The following is a 26,087-nucleotide window of genomic DNA, read 5'->3' on the forward strand; positions in this document are numbered from 1 at the left end:
AGAAGGAGCGGTGTATGTACCGGAGAAGCAGAATGACCGGCCGGACCCGCAAGGTGCTGATCGGTGTCGCCGCCGCGGCCCTCGCCGGCGGCGCCTTCGCCGTCAGTACGGGATTGAGTAGCGCGGGAGAGAGCTGCGCCGGACTCGACACCGCCCTGCAGAACAACCTCAACTTCATCGCCGCGCAGAAGGCCAGCCCGGACGCGCAGTCCGAGGCGCGGATCGCGAACCGGCAGGCGGTGGTCGACCTGATCAACCAGCGCCGCGCGACCGCGGGCTGCACCGGCGACGTGCAGGCCCAGCCCCAGCAGGGCAACGGGCAAGGCCAGGGCCAGGGTCAAGGCCAAGGCCAAGGCCAGGGCCAGGGCCAGGGCCAGGGCCAGGGCCAGGGCAACGGGCAGGGTCAGGGTCAGGGCGGCGCCGGCGAGGTCGTCTGCAAGGGCTCGACGGTCACCCTCTCCGGCGAGGGCGGCGCCCCGGCCGCATCCAGCGGCACCTTCCCGATCGGCACCACCCTCAAGGTGACCAACCTGGACAACAACAAGAGCACCACGGTCAAGGTCGCCAGCACCTCCGGCAGCTGCGTCCTGCTGAACAACGCCGCCTTCGAGCAGGTTCGCGAGCAGGGCAAGAACCTCATTCGCCGCGCCGTCATCGAGCGCGTGGGCGGCAACGCCCAGGGCCAGGGTCAGAACCAGGGCGGTAACCAGGGCCAGGGTCAGAACCAGGGCCAGGGCGGCAACCAGGGCCAGGGCCAGGGCCAGAACCAGGGCCAGGGCGGCAACCAGGGCCAGGGTCAGGGCCAGGGCGGCGCCGGCGAGGTGGTCTGCAAGGGCTCGACGGTCACTCTCTCCGGCGAGGGCGGCGCCCCGGCCGCATCCAGCGGCACCTTCCCGATCGGCACCACCCTCAAGGTGACCAACCTGGACAACAACAAGAGCACCACGGTCAAGGTCGCCAGCACCTCCGGCAGCTGCGTCCTGCTGAACAACGCCGCCTTCGAGCAGGTTCGCGAGGCGGGCAAGTTCCTCATTCGCCGCGCCGTGATCGAACGCGTGGGCTGAACGCGGTAACGCTGTGAGGAATCGGCCCGGGCCACCCGCAGGGGTAGCCCGGCCCGCCTTCTCCTATTAGGTTCTCCGGCTATGACCGTCCCCCATCAGCGCTCGAACTCCGAACCGGCGCTGGCGGTGCACGGCCTGATGAAGCGATTCGACACAAAGGTCGCGGTTGCCGGAATTGATGTCGAGGTCCCGGCCGGATCCTTCTTCGGCCTGCTCGGTCCGAACGGCGCCGGCAAGACCACGACGCTGTCCATGGCGGTCGGTCTGCTGCGGCCCGACGCGGGCCAGGTGCGGATCCTCGGCTACGACGTCTGGGCCGACCCGGTCGCGGCCAAGGCCCGGATCGGCGTGCTGCCCGACGGCGTCCGCCTCTTCGACCGGCTCACCGGCACCGAGCTGCTCGCGTACCACGGGATGCTGCGCGGCATGGACGCCGACGAGGTCGACCGGCGCAGCACCGAGCTGATGGACGTCCTGGAGCTGGGCGTCGGCAACCGCACGCTGGTGGTCGACTATTCCGCCGGGATGAAGAAGAAGATCGGCCTCGCCTGCGCGCTGCTGCACGCGCCGCGGCTGCTCGTGCTGGACGAGCCGTTCGAGGCCGTCGACCCGGTCTCCGCCGCCCTGATCCGCGACATCCTGCACCGGTACGTGGCCGGCGGCGGCACCGTGGTCTTCTCGAGTCACGTCATGGCGGTCGTCGAGCGGCTCTGCAGCCACGTCGCGATCATGGCGGAGGGCGCCATCCGGGTGCGCGGCACGCTGGCCGAGGTCCGCGGGGAGCGCTCGCTGGAGGACGTGTTCGTCGAGGTGGTCGGCGGGCGTACGGCGACCGGCTCGGAACTCGCGTGGCTGTGAAGGTCCGCCACTTCGTCCGGCTGAAGCTGCGCCTGACCGCCAACGGCCTGCGCGCCCAGTCCTGGCGAGTGGTCGTGTTCGTGCTCGGCGTCGTGTTCGCCGTCTTCGGGGCGGTGCTCGGGTACGCCGCCTTCAGCCTGCCCGGCCTGGTCGAGGAACAGCGCGCGGCCGAGATCGCCCTGCCGCTCGGCGGTGCCCTGCTGGTCCTGAGCTGGTTGTTCCTCCCGCTGCTGTTCTTCGGCGTGGACGAGTCGCTCGACCCGGCCCGGTTCGCGCTCCTGCCACTGCGCCGCCCCGTGCTGATCCGGGGCCTGCTGGTGGCGTCGCTGATCGGCGTGCCCGCCCTGGGCACCTTCGCCGCCACCCTCGGCATGGTGCACACGGCGGCCCGGCTCGGCGGCCCGGCCGCGGCGCTGACCGAGCTGGCGGGGGTGACGGCCGGACTGCTCCTGTGCTCGGCGATCAGCCGGGCCGTGACCAGCGCCTTCGCCACCGCGCTACGCAGCCGCCGGGCCCGGGACCTGGCGACCCTGCTGCTCGCCGCCCTCGCGGCGCTGATCGGCCCGCTCCAGCTCGCCGCGCTCGGCGGGGCGCAGTACGCCGACTGGGACCGGGTCGGTGCGGTCGCCGACGTGGTCGCATGGACGCCGCTGGGCGCGCCGTACAGCATGGGTGTGGACGTGGCGGCGGGCCGGGCCTGGGCCGTACCCGTCAAGGCGGTCCTGGTGACGGCCTCGATCGGCCTGCTGCTGTGGTGGTGGTCCGCGACGGTGGAGCGGGCCATGCTCGGCGCGGCGGACGGCGCGCGGCCGCGGCAGCGGTCGGCATCGCGGCGGGGGCCGGTGGCGGAGCTCCTCCCGCGCTGGCTGCCCGCCACCCGGTTCGGTGCGCTGACGGCGCGCGAGGTGCGCTACTGGTGGCGCGAGATGCGGCGGCGCGCCAGCCTGATCACTTTCCTGGTCGTCGGCGTCTTCCTGCCGGTGTTCGTGACGGTGACCAGCGAGTCCAGGTCGGCGCCGACCGGCACGCTGGCGTTCGTGGGCGCGCTCGCGGCGGTCACGCTGGCCAACCAGTTCGGCTTCGAGGGCAGCGCCTACGCGGCCAACGTCGTGGCCGGCGTGCCCGGGCGCGTCGAGCTGGCGTCGCGGGCCGCCGGGTTCTCCGCGTACGCCGGGCCGTCCCTGCTCGCGATCACCCTGGTCGTCGGCGCGGTGACCGGCCGGCCGGCGGAGGTTCCGGCCCTGCTCGGGATGCTCGTGGCCGCCTACGGGGTCGGGCTCGCGATCGTCCTGCCCATGTCGGTACGCGCGGCGTACGCACTGCCGGACACCACCAACCCGTTCGCCATGTCCTCCGGCGGCGGCATGGTGAAGGGCCTGCTGAGCCTCGCGGCGCTGTTCGGCGCGGCGCTCGCGACCGCGCCGCTGCACCTGGGCTCGGCGATGCTCGGCGACGCCTGGCTGTGGCTCGGGCTCCCGGTGGGAGTGGCGTACGGCGCGGCGGCCTTCGTGATCGGACTGCGCCTGGCCGGCCCCATGCTGGACCGGCGCATGCCCGAACTGCTCGCCACGGTGAGCGCCGCTCAGTAGACCGTGCCCATCGCCTCCCGTACCTCCCGCATGGTCTGGTCCGCGATCGCGTTCGCGCGGGCGTTGCCCGCACGGAGGACGGAGCGGACGAAGCCCGGATCCTTCCCGTACGCCGCCCGCCGCTCCCGCAGCGGAGCCAGGAACTCGTTGACCGCCTCGGTGACCATCCGCTTGAGGGCGGCCGCCCCGGCCCCACCGAGCTCGGCCGCGACGTCCTGCGGGTCGCGGCCCAGACACAGGGCGGCGAGGTGCACCAGCCCGGAGACTCCCGGCCGGCGCTCCGGGTCGTACGTAATGTGCCGGTCGGCGTCGGTGGTCGCCGCCCTGATCAGCCGCGCGGTCTCGTCCGGGGTGGCGGACAGCGCGATGGCGTTGCCGCGGCTCTTGCTCATCTTGCGGCCGTCGGTGCCGGCCAGCACCGGCGCAACGCTCAGCAGTCCCTCCGGCACGGGGAAGACCGGGCCGTACCGCTCGTTGAAGCGCCGGGCGACGGTCCGCGTGACCTCGATGTGCGGCAACTGGTCCTGCCCGACCGGCACGAGGTTGCCCTTGCAGAAGAGGATGTCCGCGGCCTGGTGCACCGGGTAGGTGAACATCAGTCCGCTGACCGAGCGCTGCCGCGAGTGCCGGATCTCGTCCTTGACGGTCGGGTTGCGCTGCAGCTCGGGCACGGTCACCAGGCTGAGGAACGGCAGCAGCAACTGGTTGAGGGCGGGCACGGCGCTGTGCGCGAAGATCGTGGCCCGCTCCGGATCCAGCCCGGCGGCCAGATAGTCCAGCACCAGTCCGTCGACGGTCTCCACGAGCCGGTCGGCCACGTCCCGGTCGGTCAGCACCTGGTAGTCCGCGACGGTCACGAACATGTCGACGCCGCATCGCTGCAGCTCGACCCGGTTGCGCAGGGTGCCGAAGTAGTGGCCGAGGTGCAGCGGGCCGGTCGGCCGGTCGCCGGTGAGCACGCGGAACCCGCTCGGGGCCGCGGCGATCCGGTCCTCGAGCGGGGCGGTCATGGTGGTCATCTCTGTCTCCTCGGGGTTGCCGGACGGCCCCGCGGAAACGAAGAACGGGCCGTCCGAACGGACGGCCCGAGCGCGCAGGGGTAGCCGTCCCTAGGACGACCACCAGCCCTGTACGCGCGCGGTGTTCACGCCGGCCAGCGTACCCCGCGGCAGAATGTTTCACGTGAATCCCGAGCCCGGTGGCCGCATCCACTCCACCGACCCCTTCGCCACCCCGGACCAGGACAAGTCGCCGATCCGGCGGCTGCGGGGACGGCTCGCCGCTCCGGTGACCCTCTGGACGGCTCCCGGGCCGGCCGGGCTCACCGTGTCCTCCATGGTCGTCGCCGACGGCGACCCGGGACGGGTCCTCGGCCTGGTCGACGAGGAGAGCGACCTCTTCGAGGCGGTCCGGGCCGCCAAGCGGTTCGCCGTCACCCCGCTGGGCCCCGGAGACCAGCAGCTCGCCGACAAGTTCGCCGGGCTGATGCCGGCGCCGGGCGGCCTGTTCGCGAGCGGCGACTGGGTCGAGACCTCGTTCGGCCCGGTACCCGCCCGGGCCGGGACGTGGGCGGCGTGCCGCTTCGACGCGGAGCGCCCGTACGGATGGGCGATGCTGGTCGAGGCCACCATCGAGAGCGTCGTCTTCTCCGGCACGGCCGACGCGGAGCCGTTGCTGCACTTCCGCGGCCGCTACCGGCGGCTCGACCGATAGGCGCACCCCGGCCGCCGCTCGGCGCACCCCGCCGACCGGCGGCCTTTTTCGGCCGGTTCCCGTTCGTACGGTGCTCGCAGACCTGTTCCCCCACATCCGAGGTGGTGAGCCCGTTGACGACCGATGCGACCCCGGCCGAGAGATACCTGGAGGTCCAGCGCTCCGCCGAGTTCTCCGCGCTGCGCCGGAAACTGCGCAACTTCGTCTTCCCGATGACGATCGCGTTCTTTCTCTGGTACGCGCTGTACGTGCTGCTGTCCGCGTACGCCCGCGGTTTCATGTCCGTCAAGCTCCTCGGCAACCTGAACGTCGCGCTGCTGCTCGGCCTGCTGCAGTTCGTCTCGACCTTCGTGATCGCCTGGTACTACTCGCGCTACGCCGCGAGGGAACTCGACCCGATCGCCGACCGGATCGGCAACGAGCTCGCCGGCACGGCCGTCCCCGCCATCCGCGAGCCGGAGGACGTTCCCGCCACCCGCGATCCGGAGGACGTTGCCGCTCGGGAGACCGAGGGCACCACTACGGACACGGAGGCGGCGAAGTGATCGGGTCCCACGTACCACTCGCGGCCGAGGCGTCCACCTCGACGAGCCGCACCCTCACCATCACGCTCTTCCTGGTCTTCGTCGCGATCACGCTGGGTATCACGGTCTGGGCCAGCCGCCAGACCAAGACGGCCACCGACTTCTACGCCGGCGGCCGCCAGTTCTCCGGCTTCCAGAACGGCATGGCGATCGGCGGCGACTACATGTCGGCGGCGTCCTTCCTGGGCATCGCCGGCCTGATCGCCCTCTACGGCTACGACGGCTTCCTCTACTCGATCGGCTTCCTCGTGGCGTGGCTCGTCGCGCTGCTGCTGGTCGCGGAGTTCCTGCGGAACTCGGGCCGCTACACGATGGCCGACGTGCTGGCGTTCCGGATGCGCCAGCGCCCGGTCCGCACGGCCGCGTCCGTCTCGACCATCGTCGTGTCGATCTTCTACCTGATCGCCCAGATGGTCGGCGCCGGCGCGCTGGTGAGCCTGCTGCTGGGCATCAAGGCGGACACGACCTTCCTCGGCATGGACGCCGGCACCGCCAAGGTCGCCACGATCATCCTGGTGGGCGCGCTGATGATCGTGTACGTCGTGGTCGGCGGCATGAAGGGCACCACGTACGTGCAGATCGTCAAGGCGTTCATGCTCATGACCGGCGCCCTCGTGATGACCCTGCTGGTGCTGGCGCACTACAAGTTCAACCTGTCGGCGCTGCTCGGCGACGCGGCCGAACGCTCCGGCAAGGGCGCGGCGTTCCTCGAGCCGGGCCTGCGCTACGGCGTCGAGACGGCCAGTGCCTCGACCACCTTCTACAGCAAGATGGACCTGCTCTCGCTGGGTATCGCGCTGGTGCTGGGCACGGCCGGCCTGCCGCACATCCTCACCCGCTTCTACACGGTGCCGACCAGCCGCATCGCCCGCAAGAGCGTGCTCTGGGCGATCGGCATCATCGGCACCTTCTATCTGTTCACCCTGGCACTGGGCTTCGGCGCGGCGGCCCTGGTCGGCGGCTCGGCGATCACCGCGCAGGACAAGGCGGGCAACACGGCCGCGCCGCAGCTGGCTCAGGCGCTCGGCATCGACTACCTCGGCGGCGAGACCGGCGGCGCGGTGCTGCTGGCGATCATCGCGGCGGTCGCCTTCGCCACCATCCTCGCGGTGGTGGCCGGCCTGACCCTGGCGTCGTCGTCGAGCGTGGCGCACGACTTCTACGCCAGTGTGATCAAGCGGGGCCAGGCGGGGGAGCGCGACGAGGTACGGGTGGCCCGCATCTCCGCCTTCGTGATCGGCGCGATCGCGATCGTGTTGTCGATCTTCGCGCAGAGCCTCAACGTGGCGTTCCTCGTGGCGCTGGCCTTCGCGGTCGCGGCGTCGGCGAACCTGCCGGCGATCCTCTACAGCCTCTTCTGGAAGCGGTTCAACACGTCCGGAGCGCTGTGGTCGATCTACGGCGGCCTGGGCGCCGCGGTGGTGCTGGTGTTCTTCTCGCCGGTGGTCTCGGGCTCGCCGACGGCCATGTTCCCGGCGTCGGACTGGCACTGGTTCCCGCTCTCCAACCCGGGCATCATGTCGATCCCGTTCGGTTTCCTGTGCGGCTGGATCGGCACGGTGCTCTCGAAGGAGAGTGACGCCGAGAAGTACGCCGAGCTGGAGGTCCGGTCCCTGACCGGTCACGGCGCGCACTGACGCCAGCACGGCACGAAAAGGGACCGGCGCGCGACGGCGTGCCGGCCCCGTTCGCCTAGAGTGGCCTCATGTCAGTGCAGCAGCGGTTCGGCGAGGGACATCGGATTCTGGTCAGCGGTGGGGCCGGCTTCGTGCCGTCGCACGTCGTGGACGCGCTGCTGGCCCGGGGCTGCACGGTCGTCGCGCTGGACAACTTCGTCACCGGCACCAGGGAGAACGTCGCCCACCTCGCCGCCGAGCCGCGGTTCACGCTGGTCGAGGCGGACGTCTCCGAGGGCCTGCCGGCCCATCCCGCGCTGGCCGAGCGCTTCGACGCGATCCTGCACATGGCGTCCCCGGCGAGCCCCACCGACTTCGCCAAGCTCCCGGTGGAGATCCTGAAGGTCGGCTCGGCCGGCACGCTGGCGCTGCTCGACCGCGCGGTCGCCGACTCGGCCCGCTTCCTGATGGCCTCCACCTCCGAGGCGTACGGCGATCCGGCCGTGCACCCGCAGCCGGAGAGCTACTGGGGCAACGTCAACCCGATCGGCGTCCGCGCCGTCTACGACGAGGCCAAGCGCTTCTCCGAGGCCGCCACCATGGCGTACCACCGGTTCCACGGCCTCGACACGGCCATCGTGCGGATCTTCAACACGTACGGTCCCCGCATGCGGCCGGACGACGGCCGGGCCATCCCGACCTTCATCTCCCAGGCCCTGCGCGGCGCGCCGATCACCGTGCACGGCACCGGCACGCAGACCCGGTCCATCACCTACGTCGACGACCTGGTGCGCGGGATCCTGCTGCTGCTCGACTCGGGCGAGACCGGCCCGATCAACTGCGGCACCGAGCACGAGGTCACCATGCTGGAGCTGGCCGAGCTGATCGTGAAGCTCTCCGGCAGCGAGTCCCGGATCGAGCTGGTCCCGCGGACGGCCGACGACCCGGAGAAGCGCCGCCCCGACCTCACCCTGGCCCGTACCCTGCTCGGCTACGAGCCGCGGATCGCGCCGGAGGAGGGGCTCCGCCGCACGATCGAGTTCTTCGGACAATGAGGAATTCGTCGCAGTAGTGAACGATTTACGAACGGTAATTGTCTCCTCCGTTCGTGCCGAGCCGGTGTCGATGCACGCTTTGCCTGGATGCGGGTACGTAACCTGAAGGTATGTCTGCGATCTCGTCCCCTTGGGGTAGCCCCGCCGGCCGGGACTGGGCGCCGGGTCCGGCGGGTATGCCGGGCGCCATGAACCGCGCTTCGGTACCCGGCTCCTCCGGCCGCGTGGGCACCAGTCGTCCCGGCGGCGGCCGCACCTATGGCGAGCGGCCCGCCGGCGGCCAGTGGTCCGGGGGCGGTCGCGCCTACGGCGGCACCACCCGGCCCGCCGGGCGGACGTACGGCGACGGCTTCGACGACTACCCCGGCGGCGGAAGCGGACCGGGCGGACCGGGCGGACCGCCGCGGGGACCGGGTGGCCGGCCGGGCGGGCGGCCGTACAAGGGCCGGCGCAAGCCGCGCTGGGGCCGGATCGCCCTGGTGGCCGGTGCGGCGGTCATCCTGATCGGCCTGGTCGCGGGCGTCTCGCTCTACGGCTACGCCAACGGGCTCAACAGCGACCTCAAGCGCACGGACGCGTTCTCCGAGCTCACCAACGGCCGGCCCGCCAAGACGGTCGACGGCGCGATCAACATGCTCCTGGTGGGCAGCGACTCGCGGGACCCGGACGCCATCAAGGACTCGTCCAACGGCTGGCGCGCGGACACCATGATCATCATGCACATCCCGGCGAACCACCAGTCGGCGCAGCTGGTCTCGATCCCCCGGGACCTGTGGGTGCAGGTGCCCGAGTCCAACAACGCCGACTGCAACACCGGCAGCCGCGCCAAGATCAATGCAGCGTTCGCCTTCGGCGGGCTGCCCCGGGCGGTCCGGACCGTCGAGTGCTTCACCGACGTGCACCTGGACCACGTGCTCGCGATCGACTTCGGCGGCTTCAAGGAGGTCACCGACGCACTGGGCGGCGTGGACCTCAAGGTGGAGCAGAGCATCACCTCGATCCACAAGCCGTACCGGAAGTTCACCAAGGGCACCATGCACATGGACGGCGCCCAGGCCCTCGACTGGGTCCGCCAGCGCAAGCAGTTCGCCCGCGGTGACTTCGCCCGGATGCAGCACCAGCAGGAGTTCCTCAAGGCGCTGATGGACAAGGCCGCCAGCACCGGGACGCTGACCAACCCGGCGAAGCTGAACAGCTTCCTCAAGGCGGTCACCAACGCGATCACCGCCGACAAGGACTTCTCGCTGACCGACATGGCACTGCAGTTCCGCAACCTGCGCGGCAACAACCTCAAGTTCCTCACCAGCCCCAACAAGGGCAGCGAGGTCATCGAGGGACAGAGCGTCGTCGTCTCGGACAAGGAGAACGCACTCGCTTTGTACAAGGCGATGGCTGCCGACAAGATGGATGAGTGGATGGCGGCGAACGGCAAGAAGTCGTCGAGCCAGGCGGGTGGCTGAGTCCTCGTAATTCGGTCACACGGCGCGGGTCGGCGGTTTCGCCACCCGCGCCGTGGTGGTTTGACGGTTCGTGCATCCCTCGACACCGAACGGATATCGCACGACAGCGAAGTTGAACGTAAGGTGACTTCCGCCGTCTGCCCCGAGCGCTTGGAGAACGCATGACCGTCCAGACCACCCGGCGTCCTTCGTCGCCGGAACGGGATGGCGGCCGTAGCATCCAGCGCACCGCTCCGCGACCGATCGCCCCGGCCCTGCCGGCCAGGAGGCGCAGGGACCCGCTCTGGGCCAAGATGACGATCGTCTTCGGCGCGGTGCTGATGATGGCCGCCGGCGCCGGCCTCGCGGGCACCAACTGGCTGGTCCGGAGCGCCACCAGCAACGTCACCGAGGGCAACCTGCTCGGCGGGAACCAGAAGTCGAGGGGCGACGGCGGCGGCGACCTGCGGGGCCCGGTCGACATCCTGCTCATGGGCGTCGACGCCCGCAAGCGGTGGGCCGTGGACGACCTGCGCTCCGACACCATCATCGCCCTGCACATCCCGGCCAGCCACGACCAGGCCTACCTCGTGTCGATCCCCCGGGACACCGCGATGAAGGTGCCGCCGTTCCCCATGTCGAACTACCCGGGCGGCACCGCGAAGGCCACGGAGGTGTTCTTCCACGGCGCCCAGAACGGCGGCGGCTGGACCGGCGGCGCGCAGCTCATGGCGCAGACCATCAAGGCCAACACCGGGATGACCTTCGACGGCGCGGCGATCATCGACTTCAACGGCTTCAAGAGCGTCATCGACGCGCTGGGCGGCGTGCGCATGTGTGTCGACCAGCGGGTGAAGTCGCGCCACATGATGCTGGTCGACGGCAAGCCGATGTACCTCGCCGACGCGCGCAAGGCCGGCGGCACGAAGAAGGAGGTCTGGCACGAGAAGGGCTGCCGCGACATGGAGGGCTGGGAGGCCCTGGACTTCGCCCGCCAGCGGTACGGCCTCAAGAACGGCGACTACGACCGCCAGCGCCACCAGCAGCAGCTGATCAAGGCGATGGCCAAGAAGGCGGCCAGCAGCGGCATCCTGACCAACCCGGTCAAGGTCAACAACCTGATCAAGGCGGCCGGCAAGGCGTTCGTCCTGGACACCGGCAATATTCCGGTCGCCGAGTTCATCTTCGGCCTCAAGGGCGTGGCGGCGAACGACATGGTGCTGCTGCGCACCAACAACGGCACCTTCGCCGGCGACGGCAACGGCCGCGAGACCATCACGCCCAAGAGCATGGAGATGTACGAGGCGGTCCGCCGGGACAGGCTCGCCGAGTTCATCCTCGCCAACCCGGACGTCGTGGCCAACGAGAAGTAGTTCTACCCTGGGGATCGTGTTCGGACCACAGGTACCCAGCGTGACGCCGTCCCAGGTCGAGCCGGCGGCCTTCCTGCTCGACGTGCGCGAGCCCGACGAATGGCAGGCCGGCCACGCGCCGGACGCCCACCACATGCCGATGATGGAGGTCCCGGCGCGGGTCGCCGAGATCCCGAACGACGCCCAGGTCGTGGTGGTCTGCCGCTCCGGCGGGCGTTCCGGCCAGGTCGTCTCCTACCTCATGGGCAACGGGTGGGACAACGTCCGCAACCTCGACGGCGGCATGCAGGCCTGGGCCGCGGCCGGGCGCGAGGTCGTCAGCGAGAACGGTCAGCCGGCCCGCGTGCTGTGAGACCCGGGCGGCCGTTGGTCTTCGCGCATCGGGGCGGCGCCGACGCGCTCCCCGAGCACACGCTCGCCGCGTACCTGCGGGCACTCGACGAGGGTGCCGACGGCGTGGAATGCGACGTCCGGCTGACCCGCGACGGGCATCTGGTCTGCGTCCACGACCGCCGGCTGAACCGGACCAGCAACGGCACCGGGCGCGTGAGCGCCAAGACGCTCGCCGAGCTGGACGCCCTCGACTTCGGCTCCTGGCACGCGTCGGCGGCGACGCTGGAGGAGCCGCTGGAGGACCACACCCGGCTGCTCACCCTCGACGGGTTGCTGGAGGCGCTGCGCGCCTGCGGACGCCAGGTCCGGCTGCTGATCGAAACCAAACACCCCTCACGGTACGGCGCCGAGGTCGAGCGCCGGCTGGTGCGGGCGCTGCACCGGCACGGGCTCGCCAAGCCGGCGCCGGAGCTGCCGGTACAGGTGACCGTCATGTCCTTCGCGGCACTGGCTCTGCGCCGGATCCGCAACCTCGCGCCCGGCATCCCGACCGTCTATCTGCTGGAGATCCTTCCTCCGGGTGTGGGCCGGGGCCGGCTGCCCTTCGGCGCCCGCATCGCCGGACCCGGCATCGGCCTGGTCCGCGCCCGGCCGCACCTGATACCCGCGCTGCGCGCCGCGGGTCTGCAGACCTACGTGTGGACCGTCAACGACGGTCATGATCTGGAAACCGTACTGGCGCAGGGAGCGGACGGGATCATTACCGACCGGCCACGCTTCGTGATCGACCGGCTCGCCGACGCACCGGATGTGTGACGCCAGCCACTGTGGCCCGATAATCGCCCGGATCCACGCCTATCGGTATGCCCAAACGGCGATAAGCGAGGCACACTCGCAGACATGCCGGATAGACCCGACTACGCCGCGCTGACGCGGGGGCAGATCGCGCTCCTCGAGCGGATCGGCACGGGCGACACCGGCCTCGCCATGCTCGGGCGCCTCGTCCGGCTCGCCCAGGACGTCCTCGGCGCGCTCGGCGCCGGCTTCGCCGAGTACGGCCCCGGCCACGGCCGGGTCATCGCCTGCGCCGGCCGCTGCGCCGGGGCGCTCGGCCGCCGGGTCACCGTGCCGGAGGCCGACCGCACGCAGTTCCTCCCGCTCGACGCGCTCGACGATGCGATCGCCGGCCGGGGCGACGGCACGGACGTACGGTACGTGCTCGGCACCCCCTGCGCGGTGGGTGACGCGGTCGTCGGCGCCCTCTACGTCTCCTACGGCGAAGGCGGCGAACCGGACCCGGAGCACCACGCCGTGCTCGAGCTCCTCGCCGCGACCGCCGGCCACCTCTACGGCCGGCAGGCCGGCTTTCCCGTGCACGGCGACGGCCCGGTAGTGGCCGCTCTTGCCGACGGCCTGGCGGTCGTCGACCGCGACCGCGTGGTCCAGCTCTGGAACCCGGCCGCCGAGCGGCTCACCGGACGCACGGCCGCCGAGGCGCTGCACCACGAGCTGCCGTTCCCGGTGCCCCCGCCGGGCCAGGTCCTCATCCATCATTTGCCCTCGGGGCGCCGGCTCACGGTCACCGCGGGCGACCTCCCGCGCACCCCGGCCATGCGCGTCGTGACCTTCCGTGACTCCACCGACCAGGACCGCCGGCACGAGGACCGCGACCTCTTCGTCGCGGTCACCAGCCACGAGCTGCGTACCCCGGTCACCGTGATCAAGGGGTACGCCGACACGCTGACGAACCACTGGGACACCCTGGGCGACCAGGGCCGCCAGGACGCCGTCCGCGCGATCGGCGCCCGGGCCGGCGAGCTGGCCCGGCTGGTGGATCGGCTGCTCTCGGCCACCAGCGACGACGGCGAGGTCGGCGGCGCGCCGCCCGGCCCCTTCGACCTGGCGGAAGCGCTGCGCGCCGCGGCCGCCGCCCTCCCCGCCCGCCTGCGCCGGCGGCTGGTCCTGGAGAACCTGCCGGGCGACCTGCCCAAGGCGTTCGGCGACCGGGAGTCGCTCGCCACGATCCTCACCGAGCTCGCCACGAACGCCGACAAGTATTCGCCGGCCGAGACCGAGGTGACGGTGACCGCGGCGGGCGACGAGAGCACGGTGACGTTCCGGGTCGCGGACCGGGGCATCGGCATCCGGCCCGAGCACGTCGAGCGCGCGTTCGAGCGCTACTGGCAGGGCACCGCCGGTGCGGGTGCGGGCCTGGGGCTCTACCTCGTCCGCCGGATCGTGGAGCGGCAGCACGGCTGGGTGTCGCTGCGCCCGCGCCCCGGCGGCGGCACCGTCGCGGAGGTCCGCTTCCCGCGCGCCTGAGCCGCCGCCGCCCCGCGCGCTCGGGACATCGACTTCCCATGATCGATCGAAACACGGCGGGCCGCGTACGCCGGATCAGCCGGGCACCGCCTAGGCTGGGTCGCCGTGAGCAAGCGTCGAAAGAACCCCCGAGCCGCCGCCGACGCGGCGCCCAAGCGCCAGAAGGTGCGTGACATCTTCGTCGCCCGGCCGTTCGAGGGCCTGGCCGACGAGACCGAATGGATCGCCCTGCGCGAGCTGGTACCGGCCGCCTCCGCGCCGCTGACCCTCAAGCCCGAGATCATCGAGGAGTACGGCGACCGCCCGGTCACCCTCTCCACGGTCCTGCCGATGGCCTGGCCCGCGATGACCCGCCAGGACGGCCGCGTCTTCGTCGGCCTCCAGCGCCACATCCAGTCCGGGGACGTCTCCCGGGACATCGCCGAGGCGGTGCTGTGCGCGCTGCGCACCCCGCCGGGCGCGACCGTCGCGGTGCCGGCCCTGCCCGGCGAGGGCCCCCGACTGCAGGACATCCTCGTGGACGGGCCGCTCGACATCGAGATGCACGAGGGCTTCGAATACTGGCTCGACGCCGAGCAGGCCGAGGACGCCACCGTGAAGGCCTCCCTCGAACGCGCGAACGCGTCCATCTACCCCACCGTGCGGCTGACGGCGGCACACGCGGCGTACTGGTGCCGGGTGCCGGACAAGGCACACGTCCGCTGGGTCCTGCCGGAGGCGGAGGACGCGGCCCTGGACGCGCTCGCCCGGCTCTCCGCCGCGGGTGACCTGCTGCTGGGCAAGGACACCAAGTTCGCCGGCATGTTCCGGGCGCACGGCCTGCTGGTCCCGGTCTGGGACGTGCCGGGGGAGCCGGAGGGCGCCGACTGGGAGGCTCCGCTCGCCGACTTCGCCAAGCGCTACACGGACACCCTGGCCGAAACCGGCCCGCTGGACAGCGCGGCCCGCCGCGCCAAGCAGGGCCTCGTCGGCCGCCAGCTGACGTTGCGCTGATTTTCGGCAGGTGCGTCTCCCTGGGGACGCACCTGCCGTCGGTTCCTACAGCGGGGACCGCTCTACCGGGCAGGACATGCAACGGGGGCCGCCGCGGCCGGAGCCCAGTTCCGAGCCGCTGATCGCGACGACCTCGATGCCGGCCCGCTCCAGCTGGGCGTTCGTCTCGACGTTGCGCTCGTACGCGACGCAGAGCCGGGGCGCGAGCGCCAGGGTGTTGTTGCCGTCGTCCCACTGCTCGCGCTCGGCGGTCACCGGGTCCAGGCCGGTGTCGATGATGCGCAACCGGTCGATGCCCATCGCCTCCGCCGCCGCCTCCAGGAACGGACGGGCCGGGCCCACCACGGGCTCACCGTCCGAGCCCGGCGTCACCGGGTACGCCTGCAGCGTGTCGGCGATGTTCGGGTACATCACGACGGCATCCACGTCGACCATCGTGCAGACCGTGTCGAGGTGCATCGTGGCCCGTTCCTGCGCGATCGGGACCGCCAGGATGGTGTGGGCCAGCCCGGCCGCGAACACCCGGCGGGCGAGCCGCTCGGCGCCGGCCGGGGTCGTCCGTTCGCCCACGCCGATCGCCAGCACGTTCGGGGCGAGCAGGAGCACGTCGCCGCCCTCGACGTGTTCCAGGCCGGGGGTGTAGAGCAGCTCCGTGCCGGCGAACCGGGGATGGTGGGTGTAGATGGCCCGGGTCAGCGTGGTCTCCCGGCCGCGCGCGGGCATGGCGAGGCTGGTGACGGCCACGCGGTCGCGTACCCACACCGACGAGTCGCGGGTGAACAGCAGGTTCGGCAGCGGGTCGATGACGAAGTCGTGCCGGTCCATGAGCTCGTAGACCAGGCCGCCGGTCCGGCCGGGGCCGGGCTTGACCTCCTCGTGCGCCAGCCCGGCCATGAGGACGTGGGCCAGCTCCACGGGGCCGAGGTCGGCCAGGTGCGCCGCGACGCGTTCCCGGAGGGCGTCGCCGAGCCGGTGGCTCTCCAGCACGCCCCGGGTCAGCTCGTCGCGCGCCTCGGCGACCGCGAGGGTCTCCTCCAGCAGCTTGCCGAGATAGAGCACCTCGACGCCGCGGTCCCGCAGGGCCTGCGCGAACTTGTCATGTTCCTCCTGCGCCCGCCCGACCCAGGGGATCCCGTCGAAGAGCAGGGAGTCGTTGTTGCGGGGAGTCAGCCGGGCGAGCTCCGCGCCGGGGCGGTGCAGCATGACGGTGGCGAGCCGGGCGACTTCACTGTCGACGTAAGGAGGCACGGGTCGAGCCTATGACCTTCGAGGAGCAGGCGCGGGGCGAGACCCTTTTGTCCTTACCGTCCGCATCCATGCTGTGACATTGCGCCAAGATCCGAGACATGGATGCGCCGCTGCTAAGGCCACGCTAACTTGATTGAGGACGTTTCGGATCCCAGGGGAGTCCTAGGTCGCGTGATGCACCATACGGAAAAAGAGCTTGTGCGTGAATGCGGCATTCATCCCCACTCATTCCGCTTTCTTTCCGGTGCGATGGCTTGCTTGAGTACCGGGTCAGACACTTACCGTAGTGGAAAGAGAGCCCGATGGACCTTTTGCCGGAGGTCGCAGTGACTGTCTTCCCCGCACGCCCCGCCCTGCCCGTGCCCCATCGCCCCCATCCCCCCGCCCTCGACCCTCGCCACACCATCCCGCCCGCCGCTCTCGAACCGGTCCGCCCCAGCCCCGTCGAATGGGCCCGCCGCCGACGTGCCGAACGGGAGGCCCGCCGCCTCGAGGCCGCCGGCGCCCGCGCGCTGACCCGCCTCGACCGCCTCGGGCCCGCCTGGCACATCGTCGACTGGCCGCGTACCGACTCGCCGGGCTACGAGCACGACCCCAGCGACGACCGCGCCGGCTTCCTCGCCATCGGCCCCGGTGGCGTCTACGCCGTGACGGTCGCCGACCACGGCCGCGCCCGCGTCCTCATCGCCGGCGACGTGGTGCAGATCAACGGCAAGCGTCCCGCGTACGTCGCGGAGGCGCGCCGGGACGCGCGCCGGGCCGGACGCGCCATGAGCTCCGCCGTCGGCCTGACCGTGCCGGTGACACCCGTGCTGGCCTTCGTCGGCTCCGGCGTGATCAGCGTCCACGGCCTGCCCAAGGACTGCCTGGTCGCCACGCACAAGGAGCTCGACCGCCTGCTCATCGCCGGCGGCGCCCGCATCTCGCCCGCCACCGCGGGCAAACTCTCCGCCGTGGCGCAACACCCGGGCACCTGGGCCAACGCTCCGTACGGTCCGGCGGGGGACTATCGCTGGTACACAGGCGACCAAACGGCCGCTGACAAGCGGTCAGCCCACCGGTAACGTTCCTCCCAGTGCAGCGCTCGCGGTCGCGGGTCGACGTGAGCGACGCCGGCCGGACGCGCGAGGTGTGAGACCGCGGGTCTCCGGGCCTCGCCGATCCGGCCGGAGTCAGGTCCGCCGGACGGCACGGATATCAGGGAGGTGCGGGTGGCGCACGTCGAGCTCTCACTGTCGGGAGCGTTCGTGCCCCAGGCGCGTACGCCGGACGAATCGGAGTTCGTCTCGAACATCGACCGGTGGGCGGCAACGGTCTGGCAGGCCGTCGAGCCATGCCTGGTGATCGACGTCAGCGCCACCGTCGTCGCCGTCTCCCCCTCCGCGAGTGACCTGCTCGGCCTCGGCAAGGGCGCGGACGTGGTCGGCCGCCCCCTCCTCGGCGGCGAGGGCGCCCTCCGCCTGATCGACTTCACCGCCGGCGGCGGCGACCTGACCGAACCGGAGATCGAGAAGATCCCGCCCCTGCTGGCGCTGACCTCGGAGCAGCTCACCCGGGGACTGATGCGCATCCAGCCCCCGGCCCGGGACCGGCACGTCACGGTCGACGCCATCGCCACGCCGATCGTGGAGAACGGCCGGGTCGTGGCCTCCCTGACCTTCTTCTCCGCGATCCGCTACTGACCTGGCGGCCGTCCGCCTCTCCACCATGACGCGGCCCGGTTCGTCCGCCGTCGTGCGGTCTTCCTGATCCGATTCGTCACCAAGATCGTCACCTGGGCACGTCCGGGTCACACGCCCGGTCGTTCGTGTGGCATTGAACGCACCGGTAACCCATTGGGATGACCGGGCCCTTGACCGTAGTGTGCCCTTATGCTCGATCTCGACCTGCTCCCGGAGGAGTACGCGGTGTGCCGGCTGCCCGCCGGAACCGCCCTGCCCACCTCCCTGAGCAGCGGTCCGGACGACAAGGGCGTCATCTCGGTGACCTGGGCCCCCGACGAGATCTCCGTCATCTGCCCCACCACCCGGGTCCCCGAGGGCGCGACCATCGAGGCCGCCTGGCGATGCCTGCGCGTGGTCGGGCCCCTGGACCTCGCCCTGACCGGCGTCCTGGCGTCCCTGGTCGGGCCGCTCGCGGACGCCCGGGTGAACATCGTCGCGTTCTCGACCTTCGACACCGACTATCTGCTGGTGCCCCTGGTACGCCTCAGCGAGGCCGTCGACACCCTCACGGCCGCGGGTCACCGAGTGGCGGTCTGACCAAGACCGCACCGCCCGCCGCCGACGCGGCACCGCACAGACACATGGACAGCGAACGGCAGCCCTAGCGGGCGGCGCGCGCCCTGTCGCCGCGGGCGGCGGGCGGCTTGCGCCCTGTCGCCGCGGGCGGCGGGCGGCTTGCGCCCTGTCGCCGCAGGCGGCGGGCGGCTTTCGCGCCCTGTCGCCGCAGGCGGCGGGCGGCGCGACCGGCCCGGCGGCGAGCTCGCCGCCGGCAACTGGTGATGTCGACCCGGAACCGCAGTCCACCACGGCGGCGCGGGAGTGCCCGCGCTGAACGGATGGGCGGGGCTGGGCGGCTAGATCCCTTTTGTGCCGGTGGACGACCTACCATGGGCGGGTGCGGGACGATGGTCGCCGCCGGGCCCGGTCCCGGACGCTGCCGATGCCGGTCATGGGCGCGTCGGTGCTGCTGGGCGGGGTGGCACTGCTGGGCGGGTGCGGTGAGCCGCCCGCGCCCGCGGTGACCGCGCCCCCGGTGGTGGCGGGGAGCGCCGGGGCCGGCCCGTCGAGTTCCGCACTTCCGTCGCTCGGGCTGCCGACGATGCCGACCGTGCCACCTGCCGGCGGGCTGCCGCCCGGGGCCGGAGTGCCGCCCGCGGGCCTGCCCACCGGAGGCCTGCCGCCCGGCGGGCCGCCCACGGGCCTGCCGCCGCTGCCGAACACGCCTCCCGTCCCCGGGACGACGACCACTCCGGCGACCCCGATCGCGTCGCCCGCCCCCAGGTGCACTGCCGGACCGAGCCCGGCTCAGATCGTCGCCGTGGTGCGGGGAACCGCCGGGATTCCCGATCGCCCGCTCACCGTGACCGCTGGGCCTTTTTGCTCGGGTACGTGGCAATATTCCACCATCGAGATCGTGCCCCGCACCGGCGAGAAGAAGCCCGAACCCCTCTTCGTCGTGACCACCGGGAAGCCCGCCGCGCTGGAGCTGGTGGAGGCCGGCACCGACGTGTGCACCAAGCGGGTACGCGCCGACGCTCCCCCCGGCATCCGCGTCCTCGCCTGCGGGGTCTGACACCGCGGCGCGACGGCTCCGGCGGCAACCGTGGTGCGGAAACGGGCTCGGTGGGGCCTTAGGGTGGGGGAATGCCCGGTACGCCACCCACCCGATTCGTGTATCTGGGGCCCGAGGGCACCTTCACCGAGCAGGCGCTGCGGACGATTCCCGCCGCCGAGCGCGGCATCCGGACCCCGGCCCGCAGCGTGCCCGAGGCGCTCGAGGCCGTGCGGGCCGGCGAGGCCGACGCCGCGTTGGTGCCGCTGGAGAACTCCGTCGGCGGGGCCGTGCCGGTGACCCTGGACGAGCTGGGCACCGGCAGCCCGCTCGTCATCACCCGGGAGGTGGTGCTGCCGGTCGAGTTCGTGCTGGCCTCGGCGTCGCTGACACCGCTGGCCGCGATCCGTACGGTGGCCGCGCACCCGCAGGCCTCCGCGCAGTGCCGGGAGTGGCTGCGGGCGAATCTCACCGATGCCGTCGTCGTGGATGTGCTCTCCAACGCCGCGGCCGCCATCGCCGCCGCGGTGGGGGAGGTGGACGCCGCGATCTGTGCGCCGATCGGGGTGCCCCGCAACGGTCTCACCATCCTGGCCGAGAAGATCGCCGACCACGCGGACGCGGTGACGCGGTTCGCGCTGCTCTCCCGGCCCGCGCCGCCCGCGCCGCCCAGCGGGGACGATGTGACCTCGCTGGCCGTGATGATCGCCCACGACCGGGTCGGTGCGCTGCTGTCGGTGCTCACCGAGCTGGCCGTCCGCGGGATCAACCTGTCCAGGATCGAGTCCCGGCCGACCGGGGAACAGCTCGGCGTCTACGTCTTCTTCCTCGACTGCACCGGGCACGTGGCCGAGCCGCGGCTGGGCGAAGCGCTCCAGGGCCTGCGCCGGATCTGCGCGGAGGTCCGCTTCCTCGGGTCCTACCCGCGCCACCGCTGGTCCAAGCGGGCCCAGCAGGAGCCGCCGCCGTCGCAGCCGGGCCTGACGAACGAGGACTTCGCCGACAGCGCCGCCTGGCTGACCCGCCTGCGAGCCGGCGAGCCCTACTGACCGCTGACCGCCGGCGAGCCCTACTGACCGCTGACCGCCGGCGAGCCCGCGGGCCCTACCGACCGCTGACCGCCGGCAAGCCGCCGATTCTGCCGACGCCGACCCGGCCGCGCGCCGGCGAGCGCGGCCGACCGCGGGTTTGGCGAGGGTGACCACTCACGCAGAAGGAAGGGGGCGGGGATCCGTCCTGGAGCGCCAGCTCCTTGGATCCCCGCACCCGGCCTCGGCGGGAGCGACGGTCCGCACCCCCCACCGAGCTACGACAGGAAGCTCTTGATCTTGATCTAGTTCCCGAGCAGATTCCCGAGGATCCCACCCTGCTGCTGCTGACCGTGCGCGGCGCCGGCGAACCCGCCCGGCGGCTCCTCCGACGGCTGGACCACCACGAACCCCTGGCCGGCGAAGCTCATCGTGAAACGCTCGCCGGTGGTGCGCCCCAGGAGCGTGCCGAGGCCCATCTGCTCGGCGCGGTGGTATCCGGTCTGCAGGTTGGCCGACCAGCAGATCGCGGCCTGCGGGTCGACGTAGGTGGGCTGGTCGACGGTCAGCACCACCGGCGTGCCCTTGGTGGTCACCGCGATGCGGCCGTAGCCGGTGAAGACGCAGTTGAACAGGCCCGCGTTGGAGAGCGCCCCGGCGCCCTGGACCATCTTGATGTCGTAGTTGAGCGTCGAGTCGAAGGCGAGCACGTTCGCGCCGTTGATGGAGAGGCCGTCGCCCGGCTCGAGGTCGATGAGGTGGATGTCGGCGGCGTTCTCCGCCAGGAAGACGTCGCCGTGGCCGCTGACCTTCATCAGGGGTACGCCCTCGCCGGTCAGCTTCTGCTTGAGGAACTTGCCGAGGCCGCCCGAGCCGAGCGCTTCGAACTGGACCTGCCCCTGGTACGCGACCATCGAGCCGACGCGGGCCATGAACTCGCCGTTCAGCTCCGCCTTGAGCAGCTTGGAGTTCTGGAGACGCAGGCCGGGCTGGGCCGACTCCTTCTCCAGGTTTTCGGCCGAGAACAGTTCGCTGCGCATGAAGTCCTCCTGTAGGCGTTGACTCTCAGAGAGTAAGGCCAGCGGGCAACGTTCATCCCCAGCCCAGCTCATGAAGCCGCTGGTCATCGATGCCGAAGTGGTGGGCGATCTCGTGCACGACCGTGATGGCGACCTCGTCGACGACGTCGTCCTCGGTGTCGCAGACGTCGAGCGTCGGCAGGCGGTAGATGGTGATCCGGTCGGGCAGCACGCCGGCGTAGTCCCAGCCACGGCGCGTCAGGTCGGTTCCCTCGTAGAGCCCGAGCAGGTCCAGGGTGCCGTCCGGCGGCAGGTCCTCGACCAGGATGACCACGTTGTTCATCATGCTGAGCAGCTCGGGCGGGACCTCGTCGAGGGCCTCGCCGACCAGTTCCTCGAAGCGTTCACGGCTCATCTCGACCGGCACGCCGCCCATTGTGCTCCACCCGCCGGGAAGCGGGTGGAGCACGACGAAGCCCTGCCTCAGGACAGGGTGGCGGTCAGGGTGATCTGGGCGCCCGGGGAGAGCAGGCGGGAGATCGGGCAGTTCTCCTTGGCGGCTTCGGCGATCTTGGAGAAGGTGCCGGCGTCCACGTTGGGGACGTCGCCCACCGTCTCCAGCTCGATGCGGGTGACGCTGAAGCCGGCGTCGGTCTTGTCCATGTGGACCTTGGCGGTGGTCTCGACCGAGGTGGGGGTGAAGCCCTCGTCGGCGAGAGCCTTCGAGAACGCCATCGAGAAGCAGCCGGCGTGCGCGGCGCCGATCAGCTCCTCGGGGTTGGTTCCCTCGCCCTCCTCGAAGCGGGACTTGAAGGAGTAGTTCCCCTCGTAACCGCCCTTGCCGGTCCTGACGGTTCCCGAGCCCTCGGTGAGGTTGCCCGACCAGCGGGCGGAAGCAGTGCGAATAGGCATGGCTTGACGCTAGTCCATCCCCGGCGGCATATCGGGGTGAGAACCGATCCGCGCCGCCGGTAGGCTCGTCAATCGTGATTGACCTGCGACTGCTGCGCGAAGATCCCGAGCCGTTCCGTGCCAGCCAGCGGCTGCGCGGCGAGTCCACCGACAAGGTGGACGAGCTGCTGCGCGCCGACGAGGAGCGGCGGGCGGCGACCCAGCGCTTCGAGTCGGTCCGGGCCGAACAGAAGTCCCTCGGCAAGCAGGTCGCCAAGGCCTCCGGCGACGAGCGGACGGCCCTGCTCAACCGCACCAAGGAGCTGGCCGCCGAGGTGAAGGCGGCCGAGGCCGCCGCGGGCGAGGCCGACGAGGCCCTGCGCCGCGCCCAGCTGGCCCTGCCCAACCTGGTGCAGGACGGCGTGCCGCCGGGCGGCGAGGACGACTTCGTCGTGCTGCGCGAGGTCGGCGACCTGCCGGCCATCGACAAGCCGCGCGACCACCTCGAGATCGGCGAGGCGCTCGGCGCGATCGACACCGAGCGCGGCGCGAAGGTGTCCGGCTCGCGGTTCTACTTCCTCACCGGCGTCGGCGCCCTGCTCCAGCTCGGCATGCTGCAGATGGCCATCGCCCAGGCGGTGGAGCACGGCTTCGTGCCGTCGATCACCCCGTCGCTGGTCCGGCCGGACGCGATGGAGGGCACCGGCTTCCTCGGCAGCCACGCGAGCGAGGTCTACCGGCTCGAGGCCGACGACCTCTACCTGGTGGGGACGTCGGAGGTGCCGCTGGCGGCGTACCACTCGAACGAGATCCTCGACCTGGACGGCGGCCCGAAGCGGTTCGCGGGCTGGTCGTCGTGCTATCGCCGGGAGGCCGGGTCGCACGGCAAGGACGTGCGCGGCATCCTGCGCGTCCACCAGTTCGACAAGGTGGAGATGTTCTCCTACTGCAAGCCCGAGGAGGCCGAGGCCGAGCACCTCAAGCTGCTCGCCATGGAGGAGGAGATGCTCGCCAAGGTCGAGATCCCGTACCGGGTGATCGACGTCGCCGCCGGCGACCTGGGTTCCAGCGCCGCGCGCAAGTTCGACTGCGAGGCCTGGGTGCCGTCGCAGGGCCGCTACCGCGAGGTGACGTCGACGTCGAACTGCACGACGTTCCAGGCCCGGCGGCTGAACATCCGCTACCGGGACGCCGACGGCAGGCCGCAGACGGCGGCGACGCTCAACGGCACCCTCGCCACGACCCGCTGGCTGATTCCGATCCTGGAGAACCACCAGCAGCCGGACGGGTCCGTCCGCGTGCCCAAGGCGCTGCAGCCGTACCTCGGCGGCCGCGACGTCCTCGAGCCGATCCGCTAACTGGGAATACACCAACCGGCTACCAGAAGTCATGGCAGCTGGTAGCCGGTCCGGTGTACCGTTTTCCTTCCGCCCTCCGCGGGGGTTCGCCACCCTCGGAGGTTCAGATGGCCCAGCCCGGTCTGCCGAAGCTCATCGCGACCGACCTCGACGGCACCCTCGTCCGCAGCGACGACACCGTGTCCGCGTACACCCATGAGGTCCTGGACCGGGTCCGGGCCGCGGGGATCCGCATCGTCGGCGCCACCGGCCGGGGGCCACGGCTCACCGAGCTCACCCGCAACGACATCCGCGCCGCCGACTTCCTCGTGCTCGCGCAGGGCGGCTGGGTCCTCGACCAGAACGAGGGGCAACTGCTCAGAAACACCCGCCTGCCCGGCCGCGACCTGGCGATCGTCCTGCAGAGCCTGGAAGCCGAGGTCGGGCCGCTCTCCGTCATGGTGGAGGCGCTGGAGCACGACGACGCCCCGCTCTGGGGCGACTACGACCCGACCTGGCGCTACCCGGTGACGGTCGAGCCCCGTACCCGCGACGAATGCCTGACCAGCGACGTGATCAAGGCCTTCGCCCGCTCGTTCGACACCGACGTCGACGAGTTGCTCGCCGCCGCGCAGCGCATCGTGCCGCCGCACGTGGCGACGGTCACCCAGGCCGGCCTGAACTACGTCGAGATCTGCCCGCCGGAGGTGGACAAGGGCACCGGGCTGGCCGTGGTCGCGCAGGCCGTCGGGGTGGACCCGGCGGACGTCCTGGTCTTCGGCGACATGCCCAACGACCTGCCCATGTTCGCCTGGGCCGGGTGGGGCCGGGTCGCCGTGCGCAACGCCCACCCGACCCTGTTGGCGGCGGCCGACGAGGTGACCCTCAGCAACGACGAGGACGGGGTGGCGGTCTTTCTCGACCGGCTACTGTCGAGGTGATGCATCCGCCATTCCGCCTCGTCGCCTCCGACATCGACGGCACCCTCATCCGCGACGACGGCACGCTCAGTCCCCGTACCATCGACGTCCTCGACCGGCTGCACGACCGTGGCGTGCCCGCCGTACTCGTCACCGGCCGGCCCGTGCGCTGGCTGCGCCAGCTCTACGACCAGATGGCCGAGCCGCTGCCCGCGGTCTGCGCCAACGGCGCCGTGGTCTACGACCCCGACACCGACGAGATCCTGCGGGCCGCCCCGCTCTCCGTCGAACTGCTGCTCGACGTGACCAAGCGGCTGCGCGAGGCCGTGCCCGACGTCGCCCTGGCCGTCGAGGTCGAGAACGGCAGAAGCTTCTGGTACGAGGAAAAGTGGCCGCTGCACTGGGACGTCGAGCACCAGTCGGTACGGATGCTGACCACGCCCGAGGAGCTCACCACGGCACCGGCGGTGAAGCTGCTGGCCCGCTCCGCGGAGCACGGCCCGGACGAGTTCGCCGAGCTGGTCAGCCGCACCCTGGGCGAGCTGGCCGAGGCCACCCACTCCTCCTCGTCGGCGCTGGTGGAGATCTCCGCGGCGGGCGTGACCAAGGCCGCCGGGCTGGCCTGGCTGTGCGAGCGGGAGGGCATCGACCCGGCCGAGGTGGTCGCCTTCGGTGACATGCCGAACGACCTGCCCCTGCTGGCATGGGCAGGCCGTTCCGTGGCGATGGGCAACGCCCACCCCGCCGTCAAGGAGGTCGCCGACGAGGTGGCGCTCACCAACGACGAGGACGGGGTCGCGGCGTACCTGGAGCGGTTGTACGGGCTATAGGTACTGCCCGGTCGGGCCGTGGCCCTCGCCGCCCTGGCCCGGCATGCCGGGGATGATGCCGTGCGGTCCCATGGGCAGCGCCGGACGCCCCTTGCCGCCGCGCATCTGCTCGAGCTGGAGCCGCGCGGCCATCTGCTGAGCGACCAGCGCCGCCTGGATGCCGTGGAACAGGCCCTCCAGCCAGCCGACCAACTGCGCCTGGGCGATCCGCAGCTCCGCCTCGCTCGGCGGCGTCTCCGACTCGAACGGCAGGGACAGCCGCTCCAGCTCTTCCTGCAACTCCGGCGCCAGGCCGTCCTCCAGCTCCTTGATCGAACGCTGGTGGATCTCCCGCAGCCGGCCCCGGCTCGCCTCGTCCAGCGGGGCGGCGCGGACCTCCTCGAGCAGCTGCTTGATCATGCTGCCGATCCGCATGACCTTGGCGGGCTGCTCGATCAGGTTGCCCGGCTCCTCGGCCTTCATCGTGCCGTCGGACTCCACCGTGCCCATGGGGCGGCCGTCGGGGCCCACCACGATGACGGAGCCGTCTTCCTGCTTGTCTGCGGTGTGGGTGTCGTCGCTCATGCGATCCATCTTGCCTCGCGCCGGCCACCGGCCCG

26 protein-coding genes and 1 pseudogene are annotated in these 26,087 nt (G+C 71.6%); 21 read left to right on the plus strand and 6 right to left on the minus strand.

Annotated features, from left to right (window positions below; translation table 11 throughout):
• Positions 1–32 precede the first annotated feature (32 nt).
• From IEY99_RS05985 to IEY99_RS05995, 3 genes are all read left to right on the plus strand, one after another.
• Positions 33–1,064, plus strand: a complete 1,032-nt coding sequence (locus IEY99_RS05985; RefSeq protein ID WP_229798158.1) for an SCO2207 family protein — start codon at positions 33–35, stop codon at positions 1,062–1,064.
• Between the two features lie 81 nt (positions 1,065–1,145).
• Entirely contained in the window at positions 1,146–1,922 is a 777-nt protein-coding gene (locus IEY99_RS05990) for an ABC transporter ATP-binding protein (RefSeq protein WP_189199995.1), read from the plus strand.
• Positions 1,919–3,511 carry a MotA/TolQ/ExbB proton channel family protein gene (locus IEY99_RS05995; protein WP_189200691.1) on the plus strand — a complete coding sequence of 531 codons (1,593 nt, stop codon included), beginning with the start codon at positions 1,919–1,921 and terminating at the stop codon, positions 3,509–3,511. The genes IEY99_RS05990 and IEY99_RS05995 overlap by 4 nt, the downstream gene beginning before the upstream one ends.
• Here the strand turns inward: IEY99_RS05995 and trpS are convergent.
• Complete coding sequence (gene trpS / locus IEY99_RS06000) at positions 3,505–4,530, minus strand: tryptophan--tRNA ligase (RefSeq protein ID WP_189199997.1); 1,026 nt, start codon at positions 4,528–4,530, stop codon at positions 3,505–3,507. The genes IEY99_RS05995 and trpS overlap by 7 nt on opposite strands.
• 121 nt (positions 4,531–4,651) lie before the next feature.
• Between trpS and IEY99_RS06005 the strand changes: the two genes are divergently transcribed.
• The 10 genes and pseudogenes from IEY99_RS06005 (at position 4,652) to IEY99_RS06050 (ending at position 14,939) form a co-directional block, all read left to right on the plus strand.
• A complete protein-coding gene (locus tag IEY99_RS06005; protein ID WP_373293288.1) occupies positions 4,652–5,224 on the plus strand; it encodes a flavin reductase family protein in 573 nt (190 codons plus the stop codon).
• A 113-nt stretch (positions 5,225–5,337) separates the two neighbouring features.
• Positions 5,338–5,649, plus strand: a pseudogene (locus tag IEY99_RS06010) (DUF485 domain-containing protein); the annotation flags it as partial.
• A gap of 119 nt (positions 5,650–5,768) precedes the next feature.
• Positions 5,769–7,445: a monocarboxylic acid transporter gene (locus IEY99_RS06015; RefSeq protein WP_189200693.1), complete on the plus strand. Its 1,677-nt coding sequence runs from the start codon at positions 5,769–5,771 to the stop codon at positions 7,443–7,445.
• A gap of 68 nt (positions 7,446–7,513) precedes the next feature.
• Entirely contained in the window at positions 7,514–8,479 is a 966-nt protein-coding gene (locus IEY99_RS06020) for a UDP-glucuronic acid decarboxylase family protein (protein ID WP_189200003.1), read from the plus strand.
• A 110-nt stretch (positions 8,480–8,589) separates the two neighbouring features.
• The gene (locus IEY99_RS06025; protein WP_189200005.1) at positions 8,590–9,939 is read left to right on the plus strand and encodes an LCP family glycopolymer transferase; all 1,350 of its coding nucleotides are present in this window, start codon (positions 8,590–8,592) and stop codon (positions 9,937–9,939) included.
• Between the two features lie 293 nt (positions 9,940–10,232).
• Complete coding sequence (locus IEY99_RS06030) at positions 10,233–11,291, plus strand: LCP family protein (RefSeq protein WP_308427013.1); 1,059 nt, start codon at positions 10,233–10,235, stop codon at positions 11,289–11,291.
• A gap of 16 nt (positions 11,292–11,307) precedes the next feature.
• Complete coding sequence (locus IEY99_RS06035) at positions 11,308–11,643, plus strand: rhodanese-like domain-containing protein (protein WP_189200009.1); 336 nt, start codon at positions 11,308–11,310, stop codon at positions 11,641–11,643.
• Positions 11,640–12,440 (plus strand): glycerophosphodiester phosphodiesterase, encoded by an 801-nt coding sequence (locus IEY99_RS06040; protein WP_189200011.1) that lies wholly within the window; start codon positions 11,640–11,642, stop codon positions 12,438–12,440. The genes IEY99_RS06035 and IEY99_RS06040 overlap by 4 nt, the downstream gene beginning before the upstream one ends.
• A gap of 84 nt (positions 12,441–12,524) precedes the next feature.
• Positions 12,525–13,946 carry a sensor histidine kinase gene (locus tag IEY99_RS06045; RefSeq protein ID WP_189200013.1) on the plus strand — a complete coding sequence of 474 codons (1,422 nt, stop codon included), beginning with the start codon at positions 12,525–12,527 and terminating at the stop codon, positions 13,944–13,946.
• A gap of 105 nt (positions 13,947–14,051) precedes the next feature.
• Complete coding sequence (locus IEY99_RS06050) at positions 14,052–14,939, plus strand: DUF5926 family protein (RefSeq protein WP_189200015.1); 888 nt, start codon at positions 14,052–14,054, stop codon at positions 14,937–14,939.
• Between the two features lie 45 nt (positions 14,940–14,984).
• On the opposite strand, the gene IEY99_RS06055 is transcribed toward IEY99_RS06050, so the two are convergent.
• A complete protein-coding gene (locus tag IEY99_RS06055; protein WP_189200017.1) occupies positions 14,985–16,187 on the minus strand; it encodes an arginine deiminase in 1,203 nt (400 codons plus the stop codon).
• 326 nt (positions 16,188–16,513) lie between these two features.
• Here IEY99_RS06055 and IEY99_RS06060 point away from each other — a divergent pair, with 326 nt between their 5' ends.
• From IEY99_RS06060 to pheA, 5 genes are all read left to right on the plus strand, one after another.
• Positions 16,514–17,251 carry a hypothetical protein gene (locus tag IEY99_RS06060; RefSeq protein WP_189200019.1) on the plus strand — a complete coding sequence of 246 codons (738 nt, stop codon included), beginning with the start codon at positions 16,514–16,516 and terminating at the stop codon, positions 17,249–17,251.
• Between the two features lie 147 nt (positions 17,252–17,398).
• On the plus strand, positions 17,399–17,869 hold the full coding sequence (locus IEY99_RS06065; RefSeq protein WP_189200021.1) for a transcriptional regulator: 471 nt from the start codon (positions 17,399–17,401) through the stop codon (positions 17,867–17,869).
• Positions 17,870–18,058: 189 nt separating this feature from the next.
• A complete protein-coding gene (locus tag IEY99_RS06070) occupies positions 18,059–18,448 on the plus strand; it encodes an ACT domain-containing protein (protein ID WP_189200023.1) in 390 nt (129 codons plus the stop codon).
• Between the two features lie 358 nt (positions 18,449–18,806).
• Positions 18,807–19,484: a hypothetical protein gene (locus tag IEY99_RS06075; RefSeq protein ID WP_189200045.1), complete on the plus strand. Its 678-nt coding sequence runs from the start codon at positions 18,807–18,809 to the stop codon at positions 19,482–19,484.
• A gap of 71 nt (positions 19,485–19,555) precedes the next feature.
• The gene (gene pheA, locus IEY99_RS06080) at positions 19,556–20,512 is read left to right on the plus strand and encodes a prephenate dehydratase (RefSeq protein WP_189200047.1); all 957 of its coding nucleotides are present in this window, start codon (positions 19,556–19,558) and stop codon (positions 20,510–20,512) included.
• Between the two features lie 284 nt (positions 20,513–20,796).
• Here pheA and IEY99_RS06085 read toward each other — a convergent pair whose 3' ends face one another.
• The 3 genes from IEY99_RS06085 to IEY99_RS06095 are packed head-to-tail and all read right to left on the minus strand — an operon-like array spanning position 20,797 to position 22,422.
• Positions 20,797–21,531: an AIM24 family protein gene (locus tag IEY99_RS06085; RefSeq protein WP_189200049.1), complete on the minus strand. Its 735-nt coding sequence runs from the start codon at positions 21,529–21,531 to the stop codon at positions 20,797–20,799.
• Between the two features lie 52 nt (positions 21,532–21,583).
• Entirely contained in the window at positions 21,584–21,946 is a 363-nt protein-coding gene (locus IEY99_RS06090; RefSeq protein ID WP_189200051.1) for a metallopeptidase family protein, read from the minus strand.
• 47 nt (positions 21,947–21,993) lie between these two features.
• A complete protein-coding gene (locus IEY99_RS06095) occupies positions 21,994–22,422 on the minus strand; it encodes an OsmC family protein (protein WP_189200053.1) in 429 nt (142 codons plus the stop codon).
• A 74-nt stretch (positions 22,423–22,496) separates the two neighbouring features.
• On the opposite strand from IEY99_RS06095, the gene serS reads away from it, so the two are divergent.
• From serS to IEY99_RS06110, 3 genes are all read left to right on the plus strand, one after another.
• Positions 22,497–23,759, plus strand: a complete 1,263-nt coding sequence (gene serS / locus IEY99_RS06100; protein ID WP_189200055.1) for a serine--tRNA ligase — start codon at positions 22,497–22,499, stop codon at positions 23,757–23,759.
• Positions 23,760–23,866: 107 nt separating this feature from the next.
• Entirely contained in the window at positions 23,867–24,679 is an 813-nt protein-coding gene (locus tag IEY99_RS06105; RefSeq protein ID WP_189200057.1) for a Cof-type HAD-IIB family hydrolase, read from the plus strand.
• On the plus strand, positions 24,679–25,488 hold the full coding sequence (locus tag IEY99_RS06110; protein ID WP_189200059.1) for an HAD family hydrolase: 810 nt from the start codon (positions 24,679–24,681) through the stop codon (positions 25,486–25,488). The genes IEY99_RS06105 and IEY99_RS06110 overlap by 1 nt, the downstream gene beginning before the upstream one ends.
• Here the strand turns inward: IEY99_RS06110 and IEY99_RS06115 are convergent.
• Positions 25,483–26,052 (minus strand): bacterial proteasome activator family protein, encoded by a 570-nt coding sequence (locus IEY99_RS06115; RefSeq protein WP_189200061.1) that lies wholly within the window; start codon positions 26,050–26,052, stop codon positions 25,483–25,485. The genes IEY99_RS06110 and IEY99_RS06115 overlap by 6 nt on opposite strands.
• Positions 26,053–26,087: the final 35 nt, after the last annotated feature.

Source organism: Couchioplanes azureus, assembly GCF_014648355.1.
GTDB classification, from domain to species: domain Bacteria; phylum Actinomycetota; class Actinomycetes; order Mycobacteriales; family Micromonosporaceae; genus Actinoplanes; species Actinoplanes azureus.

Coding starts and splice junctions, on each gene's coding strand:
- IEY99_RS05985 (WP_229798158.1), top strand. CDS start 33: ATGACCGGCCGGACCCGCAAGGTGCTGATCGGTGTCGCCGCCGCGGCC.
- IEY99_RS05990 (WP_189199995.1), top strand. CDS start 1,146: ATGACCGTCCCCCATCAGCGCTCGAACTCCGAACCGGCGCTGGCGGTG.
- trpS (WP_189199997.1), bottom strand. CDS start 4,530: ATGACCACCATGACCGCCCCGCTCGAGGACCGGATCGCCGCGGCCCCG.
- IEY99_RS06020 (WP_189200003.1), top strand. CDS start 7,514: ATGTCAGTGCAGCAGCGGTTCGGCGAGGGACATCGGATTCTGGTCAGC.
- IEY99_RS06025 (WP_189200005.1), top strand. CDS start 8,590: ATGTCTGCGATCTCGTCCCCTTGGGGTAGCCCCGCCGGCCGGGACTGG.
- IEY99_RS06030 (WP_308427013.1), top strand. CDS start 10,233: ATGACGATCGTCTTCGGCGCGGTGCTGATGATGGCCGCCGGCGCCGGC.
- IEY99_RS06045 (WP_189200013.1), top strand. CDS start 12,525: ATGCCGGATAGACCCGACTACGCCGCGCTGACGCGGGGGCAGATCGCG.
- IEY99_RS06070 (WP_189200023.1), top strand. CDS start 18,059: ATGCTCGATCTCGACCTGCTCCCGGAGGAGTACGCGGTGTGCCGGCTG.
- pheA (WP_189200047.1), top strand. CDS start 19,556: ATGCCCGGTACGCCACCCACCCGATTCGTGTATCTGGGGCCCGAGGGC.
- IEY99_RS06085 (WP_189200049.1), bottom strand. CDS start 21,531: ATGCGCAGCGAACTGTTCTCGGCCGAAAACCTGGAGAAGGAGTCGGCC.
- IEY99_RS06090 (WP_189200051.1), bottom strand. CDS start 21,946: ATGGGCGGCGTGCCGGTCGAGATGAGCCGTGAACGCTTCGAGGAACTG.
- IEY99_RS06095 (WP_189200053.1), bottom strand. CDS start 22,422: ATGCCTATTCGCACTGCTTCCGCCCGCTGGTCGGGCAACCTCACCGAG.
- IEY99_RS06105 (WP_189200057.1), top strand. CDS start 23,867: ATGGCCCAGCCCGGTCTGCCGAAGCTCATCGCGACCGACCTCGACGGC.
- IEY99_RS06110 (WP_189200059.1), top strand. CDS start 24,679: ATGCATCCGCCATTCCGCCTCGTCGCCTCCGACATCGACGGCACCCTC.
- IEY99_RS06115 (WP_189200061.1), bottom strand. CDS start 26,052: ATGAGCGACGACACCCACACCGCAGACAAGCAGGAAGACGGCTCCGTC.